We start from the raw sequence: 16742 nt of genomic DNA, 5'->3' as shown, positions 1-16742 counted from the left end.
TTATAATGATTTCTGAACGACTAAGTCTTCTTTAGGCTTGGCAATTTTTACCTTCATGCCTTTCTGCGGATATTCAGGCAGAGTCATCACTAAAGTATCTTGATTTTGTAGGCCTTCGCTGATCAGGAAATAGGCGCCTTCTTCACGCAATATTTCAACCCGTTGTGGTTGCATTTGTTGTTCTTCATCTAATAACCAAATAATCCGGTTGTTGACTAATTCTTGAGGTAAGCGATATACCTGATTGAGGGTTTTTCCAGGGAAACTTATTTCAACATAGTGACCAAATTTAAGGGGCGGTAGCGAAGATTTTAAGCTATAGGGATCTTCTATTCTTACCACTAACTGGCTCATGCGAGTACTTTGGTCAATGACACCTAAGTCACGTGTCACTTTACCTTCACGTACGATAGCGTTGTATCCTTTGGTACTGATGGTGGCTATTTGTTGAGTAATGTCGCTAGGCAAAAATTCCCTGTCAAAACCTGCGATAGGGAAAGATACTTCCGCAGACTCAATATTGTATAATTCACCTACTTGAGCACCTTGATTCACATATTGTCCAACACCTAAATCACGTTTTACTATTAACGCATCGTAGGGGGCTTTGATCGCACAGTTGTCCAAATCTCGTTGTGCGATTTTTATTCTTGCTTGAGCTGATTTTACCGCTGCTTGGGCACTTAGCAGTTGGGGTTTACGCAAATATAAGTCAGAAACGGTATTGCCTTTTGCTTCTTGCTCGGCTACATCTGCTCTGGCTTGTTCTTCAATGAGGTTGGCTTTTGCGAGGCTAAGGTCGGCTTCGGCTTGTAATAGAGCAGCTTCGTAGGTATCCGCTTCTATTGTAAACAGGGTGTCGCCACGTAAAACCAAACCACCGGGAACAAAATTAGGGTGCCATGTGAGTACTTCGCCTGATACTTGAGCAGAAACCAAAGTACTCTCTAATGGTTTAACTTCACCATAGCTAGTAATTCTTACTTGGTAATCTTCAGCTATTGCTGTTTCAATTTTGACAGTAGGACGTGTATCAACAGGTTCGTTTTCTTCATCAACTTCACCTGATGCCTTAATAACCTTCATACCGCCAAAACCAATCACCAAAATTACTACAGGTAATATCCCTCTAAACCATTTCTTTTTCATGTCACTTTGCCCTAACCACAAATTCTAGTTGCTATATAGTAACTTACGATAACAATGATACATAAGTTCATTTGTAAAAATGTGTGACTTTTTCTTGCGGGTTACCTTTCTATTTTTGGAACTGCACGTTTCAAAGAGGCTAGTGCTAAAGTCGAGCGAATTGATTATAGTGATGAGCACTCAAACATCGAATAATCTATACGCTATGAAACGTTGTGCATTTTTATCCATGGACAGTCTTGAAGACTTTTTTTCTTACGACACTATGTTATTTGACCCCCTCAAAAAGGTGGGTTGGTTAGCTGAAGAAGTGTCTTGGCGAAAAAAAGACGTTGATTGGGATCTTTACGATGTGGTGGTAATCCGCACAGCGTGGGATTACCAAGACGATGTAGAAGGCTTTATGGCTTGCTTACAACGTATCGAAGCTTCGTCTGCACGGTTGCAAAATAGCTTAAAAATCGTTCAATGGAATATTAGTAAACGTTATTTAAAGGATTTACAAAACCAAGGTATCAATATTGTGCCCACGCTTTGGTTTGATTCTTTTTTACTCAATGAAGTTCAGAATGGTTTTGTGTATTTTGATTCTCCAGAATTAGTCATTAAACCTTTGGTTAGTGCTAATGCCGATCATACTTATCGATTGACGCCAGCAAAACTTGTGGAACAGGCAGAACAATTAAAAGCCATTTTTGAAAACCGTGAGTTCATGGTACAGCCTTTTTTAAACGGAATTGTTGATGAAGGTGAGTATTCACTATTTTATTTTGCTGGCCATTATAGCCATAGTATTTTGAAGCAGCCTGAATCTGGTGATTTTAGAGTGCAGGAGGAACATGGCGGGCAACTTAAGTCTATTCAACCTTGTGAAGAGATGCTAACCACTGCAAGACACTGCTTAGCCGCATTACCTGAAGATGTGTTGTATGCGCGAATCGATTTAGTACGCCATCAAAACGAATTTGCAGTGATAGAAATAGAGCTAATCGAACCATCGTTATATTTCAATATGGACCCTGAGTCCCCGCAACGCTTTGTTGATGCATTTGTAGAAATGTTATAAATGCTAAATTCATTACAACATAATTTGTAAAAATCCCTTTGGAAAATCAGTAAGGTTGACTCTTTGACATGGCGAGCTGCGAGAATATTTAAGCACAAAGCATCGCTGCTCTGAACTTAAATACTCGAGTTGATATGCAAATGACACGAGTATTCATTCGCTATTGGTTACCTATGAGCTAATTTTCTACTTCAGTTCTAAAGTAAACAACTCACAGATTTGACTACTTATGGTTGTATCAGCGACTACCTACCTGAAATTCACTCACTAGTTGTTGTAGCTTATTGGCAGTCGTATCCACCTGATTAGAGCTGCCAGCTAATTCATGTATTACGTTTGCCATTTTCTCTGTCACTATGGTGACTTCACGGGCGGTCTGACCGTTTTTAGAACTGTTCTGCTCTATCACATTAATAGTATCAAACAGGTTTTGCACTAATTGATGTAATTCGGTGTTTTCGCTGGAGCTGGCTTCGGTCAATTTTAAACTTTGGTCAACATTTTCAACCCCTGTTTCCATAAACCTTACAGCTTGTTTAGTTTCACTTTGTAAACCTTGGATCATGTTTTGAATATCAGTAGCGGCGGCCGCTGTTCTTGCTGCTAAATTCCTAACTTCATCGGCAACAACGGAAAAACCTCTGCCATGTTCTCCAGCTCGTGCAGCCTCAATTGCAGCATTAAGCGCAAGTAAATTGGTTTGATTGGTAATATCCGTTATCACAGAAATAATATTACCTATATCACTCATTTGGTCGTCAATTAAATGAACACTTTTGGCAGTATTATCGACAATATCACGAATAGCTTGGGTACCTGAGCGCACATCGTTATAACTGGCGTTTGCTTTAGCCACCACTTTTGCCATGGTCTCTTTCATGTCTTCAGCACCTGCTGCAGCGTTCAATATTTCATTTCTTTGCACACCAATTAAACCTTGCATGTGCAACATTGATTGATGAACTTGATTTGAACACACAAGTGCATCTTGGTTGTGCTCCAACATGACTTCATTTGTTAGTTTAACATTGTGTGAGGCCTGAATGACTTGGCCAACAATACCATCTAAGTTATCAATAAAGCTGTTAATCCAGCGGCTCATGTCGCCAGTTTCATCATGCTTTATCGTATTAGGATCTAAACGTTGTGTAAGGTTACCGCCACCTTCAGCAATGGTACGAATCACAGAAGTCATTTCGTTCAGTCGAAGAGAGACTTTATTGGTGCCTGAAAACGAAAATACCAAACAACTCAACCCTGCTACTGCAGCAGTAATACCATTAATAACTAGCGTATCTAAGTGAGTGAAGTGAAATAGACTTGAGTTAACGGCTATTACACTTACCAACGAAAACAGGTAAATTTTCATTAAACTGAGATTGATTGAGCGACGGCGGTATACTTCTTCTAAGTCACCTTCACACATCATGCCCCAGGTATCCAAAGAACCAGGCAAACTGAAAGTCACACCTTTACCAATTACCGGTATATGACGGTAATCGGAATATCCGGGATAAGTAACAAACAAGTTCTCGCCATTTTTAATGGTTTCTCTAACGCCTGGATGCAACTCTCCGGTAGCTGGGTCAGTAAAGCGGATTTCAAATTCTGTGTGTTTATCAATTTTGACGACACCAAAGTCTGTATTGACACCTGATTTTAAATTTTCTCCATGACTAAAAGCATTATCTTCAAAGCGAGAACGAGACAGTGCAATTCCGGGCTTAATAGTGGGATCATATTTCGAGTTAACCATAAATAAATAGTTATCTCCGGACTCGGGGAAAATGTGACCGGCTTCTCGTTGAATGATGTCCCCAATTACGTCGTTAGGGACCCGACCACAGAGCAACTGTATTGAATTATCGGCTTGCTTAATGGGGAGATAAAACATCAAGGTTACTTCATCATGAAATTTTGAAGTAGATGCACCAATTTTGAGGGTGACATCATCAACATAAGGACCATGTAAAAAACGTTCTGAATGACTAGCTTGATAGAGTGCTTTTTCCTGAAGATGCTTTTGCCCAATCCTAGACTGATAACTGGATGCGATGACGCTCCCTTCCTCATCCACTAAAAATAACTCAGAGAAGTCAGCGATCGCTTCACATTTTCGTTGCAAACATGTCTGTATATCTCCCGCAACACCATGCTCCACTATAGCGCGCACCGCACCAAGATAATCCCAATGGTTGTTAGTCCACATTGTTAATAGCTGGACTCTGGTCGTTGCGATCCCTTCAAAAGTTTGCTCAACAATTGAATAGGTATTTTTGTTTAAATAACAGGAGCGTCCAAGGGCTAACTTACCGTTGACACCAAACCAGGATAACCAAGATCGTTCTTTAGCAGACAACTGCATAGCAGTACTTTTCAATTGCACCAATGTGAAACCTCTAAAATTCACTAAAACGAATCTAATGAGCAGCAATATTCACACCATAACAAGAATATATTCAGCAGACCCTAATAACGCATTTGCATTGCTTATACAGCTGCAACTTTTAGTGAGAAAGCCCTAAGGTTTTTCTGGTCTTAGGCCAGTTGGTTTAGGTTTTTAAGGTACTTTAGTGATACAGAAAACGCTGTGTCCAGAAGCTGGTACCTAACTTCAAAAGCCTGCTTACAAATAACTTACTTGCTGATTTTTATCAAAGAAAGCCAGTTGCACTCATTATTAAACGAATGCCTAACCCAGCTGTCACAACAACCACTATGACCCCCAAAGTATTGCCTAGCCATTTATTGGTATATCGACCCAATTGGTTTTTTTGGTTCATCACCACAAGCAGAAAAATAGCGATAACGGGTAACAATAAACCATTGGCAAATTGCGCCGCTAAAATAATACTTATTGGTTTAATACCGGTTAAAGCCAAACAAGCACCACTAAGAATGACGCTAAGGGCGATTAACTTAAACACCCGTGAGGAAGTGCCACCTTTGATCCCCAATATTTCTGTCATGGCATAGGCGGTAGCTAAAGGTGCAGCAATTGAACTGCTTAAACCCGCCGCAAAAAATCCCACACCCAACATGACTTTTGAAAAAGAACCAAAAAGAGGTTCAAGTTGTTTCGCCATGTCATTGGCTCCTGAAATATTCAAACCGCTGCCAAAGATACTCGCTGCGGCCGTGGAGGCAATTAATATGGTGATTAAGCCACCTAGACCAATAGCGGTGATTGTGTCTGTTCTAGCGTGATTTAAATTGTTCACCGATGTCCATTTAGTTTTGACTGCAGAGGCATGTAAAAAAAGGTTGTAGGGTACAACCGTCGTCCCTATTAGTGCGATAACGGTTAACAGGCTGCCGTCGGGAATTGAGGGAGTAGTGAGCCCAGTAAACAATGCCCCTAGATCTGGCCCAACTGAGATAAAAGTACTTATAAATGCCAGCGCCATAAGCGCCACTAAGATAAGTAATATTCTTTCAATATGTTTGTAAGAACCACGCCATAATAACATGCCGGCTAACAAGGAAATCACCAAAACCGATGTCAGATAAAGGGTTTGACTCTCATCTGTTAGGGCTTCAATACCTAATGCCGCACCTGATAAGTTGCCCGCTTCATATGCAGCGTTACCTAAGTACAGGGCCACAATAATTAACACAAATAAAGGCCATTTCCAAATGGATTGGTTAAGCATAATTGCTAGGGTTTCTCCTAAGCCTTTTTGGGTCACTAGCCCTAGTCGCGCAGACATCTCTTGCAAAATGATAGTGGCGACAGTGGCAAATAACAGTGCCCAAAGTAGGGTGTATCCGTAATTTGCGCCCGCTAATGTGCAGGCTGTAACCGTTCCTGGGCCAATAAATGCGGCGGCAATTAATGCGCCAGGGCCGATATTTCTAATACGTTCTAGCATTGGTTTTACCTGTTTTAGTCGATTTTGATGCGCTACTTCTAACCTAGCAGTATGCCCGACATGGTGACCGCTGAAAATGTCACGGGCTTCACTCCACATGAGCAAGGTTAATGAAAAATGTGAGTTTATATGCATTTGAGCAGCTGCGTTGTGATTATGCCAGACCCTATGTTTTAATCTATTTACTTGGGTATGACAGAGAATATAAACAACATGATTATTATTACTGGTGATTTACTAATCAAAGAAGGCACTATGCCACAAGCTTTGCAAGCGGCTCAGAAACATGTGGCTCATTCGCGCACTGAGCCAGGCTGTATCAGTCACGCCGTGTATCAAGATCCTGAAAATCCGTTGCGCTTGTTTTTTTATGAACAATGGGAAGACCAAGCCTCCATTGACGCTCATTTTGCGCTAGCCAGTTCCCAAGCATTTGTGACAGAAGTGAGAGCTTTAGTGACTGCGCCTCCTAATCTGCATATTTTTAATGCGCATCAAATTAAATGATACTTAGCCTACTATTAGTCGCTGAGAAAGCCATATGCAAAGTCTCATGGGATGGAAATTAGCATAACGCCAATAACCTAAATTACTCCATAAGCTGCGAAAACGCCTTCTCACTTTTAATAAAACGCCCATATGATATTGTGGCTTACTACATAGATTTCGAATGGGGATAATGACAATGGCACAGTGGTTAGATGCAAAAGTGGTGAGCAGAACCGATTGGAATGATCATTTGTTTAGTTTACGTTTTTCCTGTGCCGATTTCCCTCTGTTTAAGGCAGGGCAGTTCACTAAGGTAGGTGTTGAAAAGGATGGCAAAGTATTATCTCGTCCTTATTCACTGGTGAGTGGCCCTGAAGATAATGAGTTAGAGATTATTGCTGTACCTGTTGCAGAAGGTTTGTTGTCTCCGAAGTTACATACTTTAGCAATTGGTGATGCGTTAAAAATCATGTCGCCTGCAACGGGATTTTTAGTGCTGGATGAAGTGCCCAAAAGCCGCGACTTATGGTTGATGGCAACGGGTACAGGAGTTGGGCCATTTCTGTCGATTTTAGCAACCAAACAAGCATGGGAAAGTTATGAAAATGTCATACTAGTGTATGGTGCCCGTTATCAGCACGACTTAGCTTACCTGCCATTAATTGAAAGTTGGATGCAACAGTATCCTGAAAAGTTTCATTTTGTGCCAATCGTTAGCCGCGAAGAATCAGATGGCGGATTGCGTGGCCGTATCCCAAACTTGCTTAAAACACTCACTATTCAAGAACAGGTTGGCTTAGATCTTCACCCTGAGCATAGCCAAGTAATGTTGTGTGGCAACCCTGCGATGATAGAAGGTGCGATGCAAACATTAGTTGAATTCGGTTTATCTAAACACCTTAGACGTTCTCCTGGACAAATATCCATGGAGCGTTATTGGTAGACGTTAACAACAAGTTTGTAATGAAGAAAAAAACGCGCAATGACCGACTCCTGTCATTGCGCGTTTTTTATTATTGTGACTTTACTCGTCTTCTTCTACCAGCGTCATAAGCGAGGTGTTACCGCCCGATGCTGTGGTATCAATACTGACGGTTTTTTCGGTTATTAATCGCTGTATCAAGTGGTCATAATATTCAGCTGTGATAACGGGAAGTATTGCTCCAGAACGTTTGGCAAGCATTTGCACCATATAGCTAGAGCGATCACTTTCACTGTCAATTACCACACCCGCTAGGGCATCTTCTGCTAATAGCGGTTGTAAGTGGTGTAACTTTGCAACCTGAAATACGTTTTCGGGTGCGCCAGTTGCTAAAAACTGTTCGCGGACTTCTGTTGCTTCTGCGTAAAACAATTCAGAAACCACTGAAATGACTACATTCCCTGTTGCCAAGGCGGTCACAACGGATAAAAGCCAATATTCGAAAGTTACATTTTTATCGGCGAAACACACCAAGATGCCTCTAGGCTCTAAATACAACACATTAGATTCACCCGTTGGTCCAGGTAACACTTTGGGTTTTTTGAGGCGTCTTTCGATACTGGTTAATTGTGAGCGAGCTGCTGCTAAGGTTAAATTTAAATCATCAGCCAGATCCTCAACTATGCCCACTTTGGCAATAGTTGCCAGTAATTGACGTACCGAAGAGATACGGGTATTTAAATCCGTTAATCGCCATTCATGTTCGTTAGCGCGGGCATTTGCCATGAACTGTGTGGCTTGTTGCTTAGCTTCACTGTTACTTTCTAACGCTTTATCTGTGTTAGGCAAGACTTCACTCACGGCTCGTGGCGTTGATTTTTCAAGCATCAAACGTGTTAAGTAATGGGGGCCACCCGCCTTTGGTCCGGTACCAGATAATCCGCGACCACCAAAGGGTTGCACACCGACTATCGCGCCAATCATATTACGGTTTACGTAGACATTACCGGCGCGCGAGAGTTTGATTAAATCCAAGGCTCTGACATCAATACGTGTATGAATACCCATAGTTAAACCAAAGCCAGTGGCATTGATTTTTTCAACCGTTTGTTCGAGTTCATCTGCCTTGAAACGCACTATGTGAACGCAGGGACCGAATACTTCACGTTTGAGTACCGAGATATCGGAAATTTGATACAGTCTTGGCGCAAAAAATGTTCCGTTATTCGCTGGCATCTTGCACTCGTACAATAAGGTGCCATTGTGTTGCATATCTTCAGCATGGGCTTGTAAATTAGCTAAGGCTTTTTGGTCAATGACTGGGCCAATATCAGTGGCTAAATACGCGGGATCACCCACACTTAACTCATGTAATGCGCCGATTAACATTTCGGTGACTGAATCGGCAATTTCTTCTTGCAAAAACAGCACACGCAGTGCCGAACAACGTTGACCTGCACTTTGAAAGCCTGAGGCTATTACGTCATCAACCACTTGTTCAGGCAGGGCAGTAGAGTCAACAATCATACAGTTTTGGCCACCCGTTTCGGCGATCAAAGGGACTTGCTCACCCCCTCGTTGTGCCAACGCGTTAGCTATAACATTACCAGTAACAGTAGAGCCGGTAAACATCACCGCCTTGATGCGCTCATCTGGCAGTAAAACCTCTCCTACATCAGGCCCTGCAGCAACCACAGATTGCACCACACCAGCGGGTAATCCTACATATTCCATCAACTGTAATGCCCGCAGCGCAATTAAACTTGTTTGTTCTGCAGGTTTGGCAATGACTGTATTACCGGTAACAATGGCAGCAGCCACTTGACCTAAAAAGATGGCTAAGGGGAAGTTCCAAGGACTAATACATAACACTACCCCCCTCGGTGCTAAGCGATCATCTTCTGCTAGCTCTTCCGCGCGGGCTGCATAATAGCGACAAAAATCGACTGCTTCACGCACTTCGTCGACGCCGTCAGATGTGACTTTTCCTGCTTCTTTTATACACAGGGCAATGAGCTCATCCATATTGCGCTCTAGGATATCAGCAGTGCGACGCAGCAAGTTTGCGCGTTCAATAATGGGGGTTTCTGACCAAGTGCTAAAGGTGTTGTGGGCAAGCGTTAATTTTTCCGCCATTTGCTGCTGGGTATCGAAACGATGAAAACCGATTATTTCATTCAAATTGGCCGGGTTTCGCACCCCATGGCAACCTTCAGGTACTTGTTCTTCGCTCAACAAATTGGTGTCTAGCCAACGGTCTAGCGCCGCTTTTAAAGGTGTGATTTGATTAATGTCAGTAACATCAAGACCTTTGGAGTTGTCTCTTTCATTACCATACAAGGCTATGGGTTTCTGGATTTGGTCGTTATATTTAAATTTTAACCTTTGGGTTTTTTCAACAGGGTCTTCGAGCAATGATTCAACAGGTCGAGTTTCGTCAACTATGGCGTTCACAAAAGAAGAATTGGCGCCGTTTTCAAGCAGGCGACGAACTAGATATGCTAATAAGTCTTCATGCTCTCCCACAGGTGCATAAATACGACATTGGATACTTTCTAAGGAAACGATCTGATCATATAGACTGTCACCCATACCGTGCAGACACTGGAACTCAAAGCCTTCTTTATCATCTCCTGCCAACTCTACTATGACAGCTGCGGTGTAGGCATTGTGGGTGGCGAATTGTGGATAGATAGTGTCACGGTAATCCAGCAAGCGGTTGGCGCAGGCATGATATGACACATCGGTAGATGACTTACGGGTAAAGACAGGAAAGTGTTCTAAACCATCTTTTTGGGCATTTTTTATTTCAGTATCCCAATAGGCGCCTTTTACTAGCCTAACCATTAACTTACGGCCCACTTTTTGAGTCAGCTCTCGCAACCAATCAATCACATACATGGCGCGTTTTTGATAAGACTGTACCGCTAAGCCAAAACCATCCCAACCGGTTAAGTCAGGATCACTAAATACTTGTTCAATAATATCCAGAGAGATGTCCAAACGCTCTGATTCTTCGGCGTCGACGGTCAAGCCGATGTTATATTCTTTGGCTAGCAGACATAACTGTTTCAATTTGGGGGGAATTTCTGCCATGACTCTTTCTCTATGGGTAAATTCATAGCGAGGGTGAATGGCTGATAACTTCACTGAAATCCCAGGACTTTTTCTAGGGCCTTTACCTTGCGCCGCTTTGCCTATGACCTTAATAGCTTGTGCGTAGGCATCAAAATATTCGTCGGCGTCTTTTTGAGTTCTGGCGCCTTCACCTAACATGTCATAAGAATACACATAGCCTTTACGTTCTTTTTCTTCGGCTCGCTGCACAGCATCTTCAATGGTTTCACCCATAACAAACTGTTGCCCCATTACCTTCATAGCAATATTCATGGCTTTACGAATAACCGGCTCGCCAACTTTTCCTAAGGTCTTCTTCAGAATGCCAAATTGATTGCGTTGATTGGCGTAATTAACTAATCCACCGGTTAATAGCAAACCCCAAGACGAAGCATTAACGAATAGGGATTCGCTGTTACCCAAATGTGAACTCCATTGGCCTTTGGACAGCTTATCGCTGATCAATTTATCTTGTGTCTTTTTGTCTGGCACCCGTAATAAGGCTTCTGCCAAACACATTAATACCACACCTTCGGCAGAGGACAGGGAGTATTCGTTGAGCAGCGCCTCAACTACGCCCGTACCTTCTTGATCGTTACGAATTTGCAAGACCATTTTACGTGCTCGCTCCCAAGCACGGCTGCGAGCACGCATATTCACTTCTGCATCTGGCAGAATATGTTCAACGGCAAGATTTTCGTCGATTCGATAAAAATCGCGAATTTTTTGACGAGTGGGTGATTCAGTGACTAGGTTACCGTCAAACAACATATGCAACTCCAAATAGGTTGGAAAATGAGACTCTAAGCGCGCTCTTTTAGTGCGCCCTTAATTTTCCGTGGAGTATATAGATTGCAGTTAGTGGCGACAACGTTTGTGAAAAAACGAATTGAGCAGTAGTGTAATTGTAAGCTAACAATATGCACTCGAAAGCTTGCCATAGAGTTAGTCAAACCAAGCTGTAACTCATCTATTACCGAATTAACGACCACTTAAAAATCTAAACGAAGGTTGGTGTTAGTGGGAGGTTGCAATGAACTATATAAGTTTGAAATTACCCTTGGGAACTTTTTGTTTGGCCGATCTTTAATGCTTTTGTTGAGCGAACCAATTTAATTTTTTATGCAAACTTACCACTGAACCCACAATAATTAATGCAGGTGGCTTGATTTCAGCCGCCTCTGCTTTTTGTTGAATATCTATTAAGGTGCCAGTAACCACTTTCTGAGCTGACGTAGTCGCCGATTCCACCATAGCGATAGGGGTTGTAGCGGCAAGTCCATGTTTAACGAGTTGCTCACAGATTATAGGTAGCCCGGTTAATCCCATATAAAACACTATAGTTTGATCTACTTGGGCTAATCCTTTCCAATTGAGATTGATGCTATTGTCTTGCAAGTGTCCTGTGGCAAATACCACTGATTTAGCATGATCTCTGTGTGTCAGGGGTATACCTGCGTAACTGGCGGCACCGCTAGCGGCAGTAATGCCGGGAACCACTTGAAAGCTAACACCATGTTCGATAAGTGTTTCGAGCTCTTCACCACCTCGACCAAAAATAAATGGATCACCACCTTTGAGTCGCACCACACGATTACCTGCTAGGGCTTCCTTTGCTAACAACTCATTAATTTGATCTTGAGGAACAGTGTGTTTGCTTTTGGCTTTGCCCACATAGATTTTTTCGGCATCTCTCCTAACTAGCTCTAACACTTCTGGAGAGACTAGGCGGTCATACACCACCACATCAGCCTTTTGCATCAGGCGTAACGCTCTAAAAGTTAATAAATCTGGGTCTCCAGGACCTGCGCCTACTAAGTACACTTCACCAGCCGTTTTACTGGCTTCTGGGGCATTTAATTTGTCCAAAAACTTTTGTTCAGCAATTTGGTCGTTACCTTGTAACACGTTTTCGGCTATGTCGCCGTCTAACACGTCTTCCCAAAAATAACGTCGTTCAGTTACTGATTTGAATCGTTTCTTCACGGATTCCCTGAATTTCTCGGAAAACTGCCCTAATAAACTGATTTTTTGCGGGATCACAGATTCGAGTTTTTGTCGCAAATATCTGAGCAAAACCGGTGCTACGCCACCGCTACTAATTGCAATAATGATAGGTGAACGGTCAATTATAGATGGGGTTATAAATTGACAAAGTGGGGTGTTGTCTACCACGTTAACTAAGATTTTTTGGGCTCGGGCGTGATCGTGAATTTGCGTGTTGAGTACGCTATTGTCTGTGGCCACAAACACCATTTGTTTATTACTTAAATCTGACTCGTTGTAAGGCCTGACAATAAGATTGATTTTTTCTTCATTGGCAAATCGTTGTACGGTATCGCACACCCAAGGTGCAACAACAGTGATATTTGCCGAGGTTTTTAACAGTAATTCCACTTTACGTGCAGCTACTTCTCCGGCGCCCACAACTAAACATGTTAAGTCAGTGGTATCTAAAAAAATTGGGAAATATTGCATGTGTTAATACTCGTAAAAATCAAGGGTTCAGTGTGCCCGTTTAACCTATAAGTGAAAACCAATTAAAATAGAATTTATATTCCAATTAGTTATTAATAGAGTGGGTGGGTTGAAGTTTTTACATAAAAAAAGGGGCTAATCAGCCCCTTAGTTATTTTCAAAAATTAGACATTAGTCACGATTAGCTGGATTACCACGTTTTTTGGGCGGTTGCTCTGACCATTCGCGCATACCTAAACTACGGCCTGCAACACGGGTTTTTTGTAAAGTGTCGTGTGTCGCTTTCGGCATATCTTTGGGTAAATCCACCGTACTGAAATTATCATAAATTTCGATAGAACCAATATTTTTACTGCTGATATTGGCTTCGTTAGCGATGGCGCCCACTATGTTGCCAGGTTTGGCTCCGTGAGTATGACCCACTTCAATACGATAACGTTGCATACCTTCGCTAGGTGGACCAGATTTGCGTTCACGTTTCACGCGTTCACCGCCACGTTCATTGCGACCGCCACGCTCTCTTGGGCCTCGGTCGTTTCTGTCAGTTCGATCGTTTCTTGGTGGTCTAGCATTCAAATCTGGACGATCACTTTCTCTGAGGATAAGTGGCTCATCACCTTGTGCTATTTTAGCTAATGCAGCCATTATCACTTCTGGTGCAGCGTCGGTTTCTTCTTGAATTGACTCAACAATAGGAATCAGTGTCTCAATAGTTGAGTCACCAATCGCTTCAATCACACTATTTTTGAAACGAGATAAACGGGTTTCGTTCAATTCTGAAATTGATGGGATAGTCATAGAATCAATTGACTGCCTAGTGGCGCGCTCAATCGAAAACAGCATGCGTTTTTCACGGTGAGAGATAAATAATATCGCATCACCTTGACGACCTGCACGACCGGTACGACCAATACGGTGAACATAAGATTCTGTATCATAAGGTACGTCAAAGTTAATAACATGACTGACGCGTTCAACATCAAGCCCACGTGCTACTACATCGGTGGCAACTAAAATATCGATTTTGCCTTTCTTCAAACGATCTACAGTACGTTCACGGGAGTTTTGCGGAATATCACCGTTAAGTGGTTCAACAGCATAACCACGTGCAGAGAGTTTTTCTGCCAACTCCATTGTGGCAGTTTTAGTTCGCACAAAGATGATTACCCCATCAAAGGATTCAACTTCCATTATGCGTGTAAGGGCTTCCATTTTATGGTGCCCTGCAACTTGCACATAACGTTGGCGAATAGTGCTTGCAGTGGTGACTTTCGATTCGATTTTGACTGACTTTGGGTCTTTCAAATATCGTTTGGTAATTTTACGAATAGGGTCAGGCATAGTGGCTGAAAACAACGCTGTTTGGCGCTCTTTTGGCGCATGGCCCAATATCCATTCTACATCGTCGATAAAGCCCATACGTAACATTTCATCGGCTTCATCAAGTACTAAGAATTTTAGTTTATCGAGTTTTAGTGTGCCTTTTTTAATATGATCAATAACACGACCAGGTGTACCTACTACGACTTGAGTTCCTCGTCTTAATTGGCGGATTTGGTTATCGTAAGATGAGCCACCATAAATTGGTAGTACATTAATCTTCTTAGAAAAACTCGCGTAAACTTGGAAGGCTTCTGCTACTTGGATTGCCAATTCTCGAGTAGGAGCCAAAACCAATAATTGGGTGTTTTTGTCGTCAGGATCAATGTTAGCTAACATAGGTAACGCAAAAGCAGCGGTTTTGCCGGTACCTGTTTGTGCGGTACCTAATAAATCATGGCCGTCAATAATAAGTGGAATACACTGTGCTTGAATAGGGGTTGGTTTTTCGTAGCCGACTTTTTCTAATGCTTGCAGCAGTTCTTCGGGTAGGTTTAAATCTCTAAATGTTATTTCAGATGTGGTGGTTGTCATCAATTTTCCCAGGGTACAGGCAGGCACAGCGTTATTTGAATCGGTAATACAATTTCTAAAATCAGTAATACAATTATTTAAGGCGAAGCCGGCACGGTTTCAAAGGTCAAATTATATTCGATTTTCGACATTTACTCCACGTAATGCTTTGTTTAATTGCATTATTTTTTGAAAATGTCATTTTGTGGTGCACAACTTTGTGGTTTATTGTCAATGGTGTTGCAAATATGTCAGCTAGTTGCATCATTTGGTTAACAAAAGGCGACTAATTCCTCCATTTGACAAAATTTAAAAATATAAGTCGTTTTAAAGTACAGAATAAAGGCAGCTATGAACCCCAGTATTAATAAAGATCGATTTATCCCTTTGCGAAAAACAGATTTAATTCAATCATGTATAGAAGATCGACAATTGAGTTGTGAACAACAAAACGAATTTAGAACTCTTTGCCACTTAATCGTGAGTACTTTGCATTTTGAATACCACCAAGTTCTTGAAGAGTTAAAAGATAGTTATGCTCCTTTTGACCCAAACGCAGACACTTTAACTGTTACTAAGTTAACGGCTGACGTTTTACAGCGTAAACAAGCCAATTTCACCGCTAGATTTACCCAAGTATTAAATGCTGCCAATTTTGAAAAAGTCACAGATCAAGATCTTCAAGAGGCGTTACAAGAAGAGTCATTGTTTAAAGTCAGATTAGCAGTTGATTTTGACGATTTTGAAGATGTGGTTTTTTATCGGCGTGGGGAATATCAGCAAACAGAAACTATCAGTAAATTTTGGGGATTACATAAGCAAAAGATAACGTTCACTAATTACGATAAGGTTGCAGTATATATAAAGTTTAAAGAGGCCAGTTATTTCAATCAACACAAAAAGGTAACAACAAAATTAGAAGCTCAACCAGGCGGTTCGCAACCCGGCGGTTCGCAACCCGATAGTTCGCAACCAGGATCCACCGTTATTAAGCTTTTTCAGAATGTACCTAAGGCCGATTTGGAAATGTTGTTTCCCAATAGTCAGGTTCGAATGCGGACCATTGATAAAGCAATAATAGGAGGCTCCGCTTTAGTAGGTGGAGCGGTAGTCTTGGTTACTAAACTGGGTGCTTCTTTAATAGTGTTAGCTGGCCTTTTGAGTTATTGGTTTGGATTAAGTCATAAAGAAGTCACTATTACTACTCAAGAATTGCTTGCTTTGGGTGTCGGAACAGGCGTATTAGGTGGTTTTATTTTCAAAGAGTGGAGTAAGTTTAAAAATCGCAAACTGCGTTTTATGAAAGCATTAGCGGATAACCTGTACTTTAAAAATCTCGATAACAACTCTGGCGTTTTTCATCATCTTATTGATTCTGCTGAAGAAGAGGAATGCAAAGAGGCCATCTTGGCGTATTATTTTCTTGTGGTTCAAGGGGCTCCCATGTCTAGCGAAGAGCTCGACAAAAAAATAGAGCAGTGGTTCGAAGATAAATTTGAATTTCAAATTGATTTTGAAATTGCCGACGCTTTGAGTAAATTGGAACGATTTGGTATTGTCACATTAAACGCTGGTCAATACACAGCCTTGCCCATGAGGGCCGCACAAGCACAACTTGATGCCCAGTGGGATGGAATATTTAACGTTGTTAATACCCCAATTCAAGCGTGAGTTGGGGTTATCAATAAAACTGCTAGCGCTAGTCGCATAACGTAAAGACACATGTCATTATATGACCATACAAAGTGATACAAGG

Annotated in this window: 10 protein-coding genes; 4 read left to right on the top strand and 6 right to left on the bottom strand. The window is 41.8% G+C overall.

What is annotated here, in order from left to right; all coding sequences use genetic code 11:
- Entirely contained in the window at positions 1 to 1149 is a 1149-nt protein-coding gene (locus AAC000_RS01425; RefSeq protein WP_339719437.1) for an efflux RND transporter periplasmic adaptor subunit, read from the bottom strand.
- 205 nt (positions 1150 to 1354) lie between these two features.
- Here AAC000_RS01425 and AAC000_RS01420 point away from each other — a divergent pair, with 205 nt between their 5' ends.
- A complete protein-coding gene (locus AAC000_RS01420; RefSeq protein WP_339719816.1) occupies positions 1355 to 2215 on the top strand; it encodes a hypothetical protein in 861 nt (286 codons plus the stop codon).
- A 238-nt stretch (positions 2216 to 2453) separates the two neighbouring features.
- On the opposite strand, the gene AAC000_RS01415 is transcribed toward AAC000_RS01420, so the two are convergent.
- The gene (locus tag AAC000_RS01415) at positions 2454 to 4601 is read right to left on the bottom strand and encodes a methyl-accepting chemotaxis protein (protein WP_339719435.1); all 2148 of its coding nucleotides are present in this window, start codon (positions 4599 to 4601) and stop codon (positions 2454 to 2456) included.
- Positions 4602 to 4869: 268 nt separating this feature from the next.
- Positions 4870 to 6087: an Nramp family divalent metal transporter gene (locus tag AAC000_RS01410; protein ID WP_339719814.1), complete on the bottom strand. Its 1218-nt coding sequence runs from the start codon at positions 6085 to 6087 to the stop codon at positions 4870 to 4872.
- Between the two features lie 213 nt (positions 6088 to 6300).
- Between AAC000_RS01410 and AAC000_RS01405 the strand changes: the two genes are divergently transcribed.
- Both AAC000_RS01405 and AAC000_RS01400 read left to right on the top strand, forming a co-directional pair.
- Positions 6301 to 6594 carry a putative quinol monooxygenase gene (locus tag AAC000_RS01405; RefSeq protein WP_339719433.1) on the top strand — a complete coding sequence of 98 codons (294 nt, stop codon included), beginning with the start codon at positions 6301 to 6303 and terminating at the stop codon, positions 6592 to 6594.
- Between the two features lie 178 nt (positions 6595 to 6772).
- Positions 6773 to 7519 carry a ferredoxin--NADP reductase gene (locus tag AAC000_RS01400; protein ID WP_339719431.1) on the top strand — a complete coding sequence of 249 codons (747 nt, stop codon included), beginning with the start codon at positions 6773 to 6775 and terminating at the stop codon, positions 7517 to 7519.
- A gap of 81 nt (positions 7520 to 7600) precedes the next feature.
- On the opposite strand, the gene putA is transcribed toward AAC000_RS01400, so the two are convergent.
- From putA to AAC000_RS01385, 3 genes are all read right to left on the bottom strand, one after another.
- The gene (putA, locus tag AAC000_RS01395) at positions 7601 to 11386 is read right to left on the bottom strand and encodes a bifunctional proline dehydrogenase/L-glutamate gamma-semialdehyde dehydrogenase PutA (RefSeq protein WP_339719429.1); all 3786 of its coding nucleotides are present in this window, start codon (positions 11384 to 11386) and stop codon (positions 7601 to 7603) included.
- 315 nt (positions 11387 to 11701) lie between these two features.
- Positions 11702 to 13093 (bottom strand): siroheme synthase CysG, encoded by a 1392-nt coding sequence (gene cysG / locus AAC000_RS01390; protein ID WP_339719428.1) that lies wholly within the window; start codon positions 13091 to 13093, stop codon positions 11702 to 11704.
- Positions 13094 to 13264: 171 nt separating this feature from the next.
- The gene (locus AAC000_RS01385) at positions 13265 to 15007 is read right to left on the bottom strand and encodes a DEAD/DEAH box helicase (RefSeq protein ID WP_339719426.1); all 1743 of its coding nucleotides are present in this window, start codon (positions 15005 to 15007) and stop codon (positions 13265 to 13267) included.
- A gap of 342 nt (positions 15008 to 15349) precedes the next feature.
- Between AAC000_RS01385 and AAC000_RS01380 the strand changes: the two genes are divergently transcribed.
- Positions 15350 to 16657, top strand: coding sequence for a TMEM143 family protein (locus tag AAC000_RS01380; RefSeq protein WP_339719812.1), 1308 nt, complete (start codon positions 15350 to 15352; stop codon positions 16655 to 16657).
- Positions 16658 to 16742 lie beyond the last annotated feature (85 nt).

The sequence above is a fragment of the uncultured Paraglaciecola sp. genome (assembly GCF_963977085.1).
Classification (GTDB): Bacteria; Pseudomonadota; Gammaproteobacteria; order Enterobacterales; family Alteromonadaceae; genus Paraglaciecola.
Note: the sequence above shows the minus strand (reverse complement) of the source record. Positions and strands in the feature narration are given on the sequence as shown.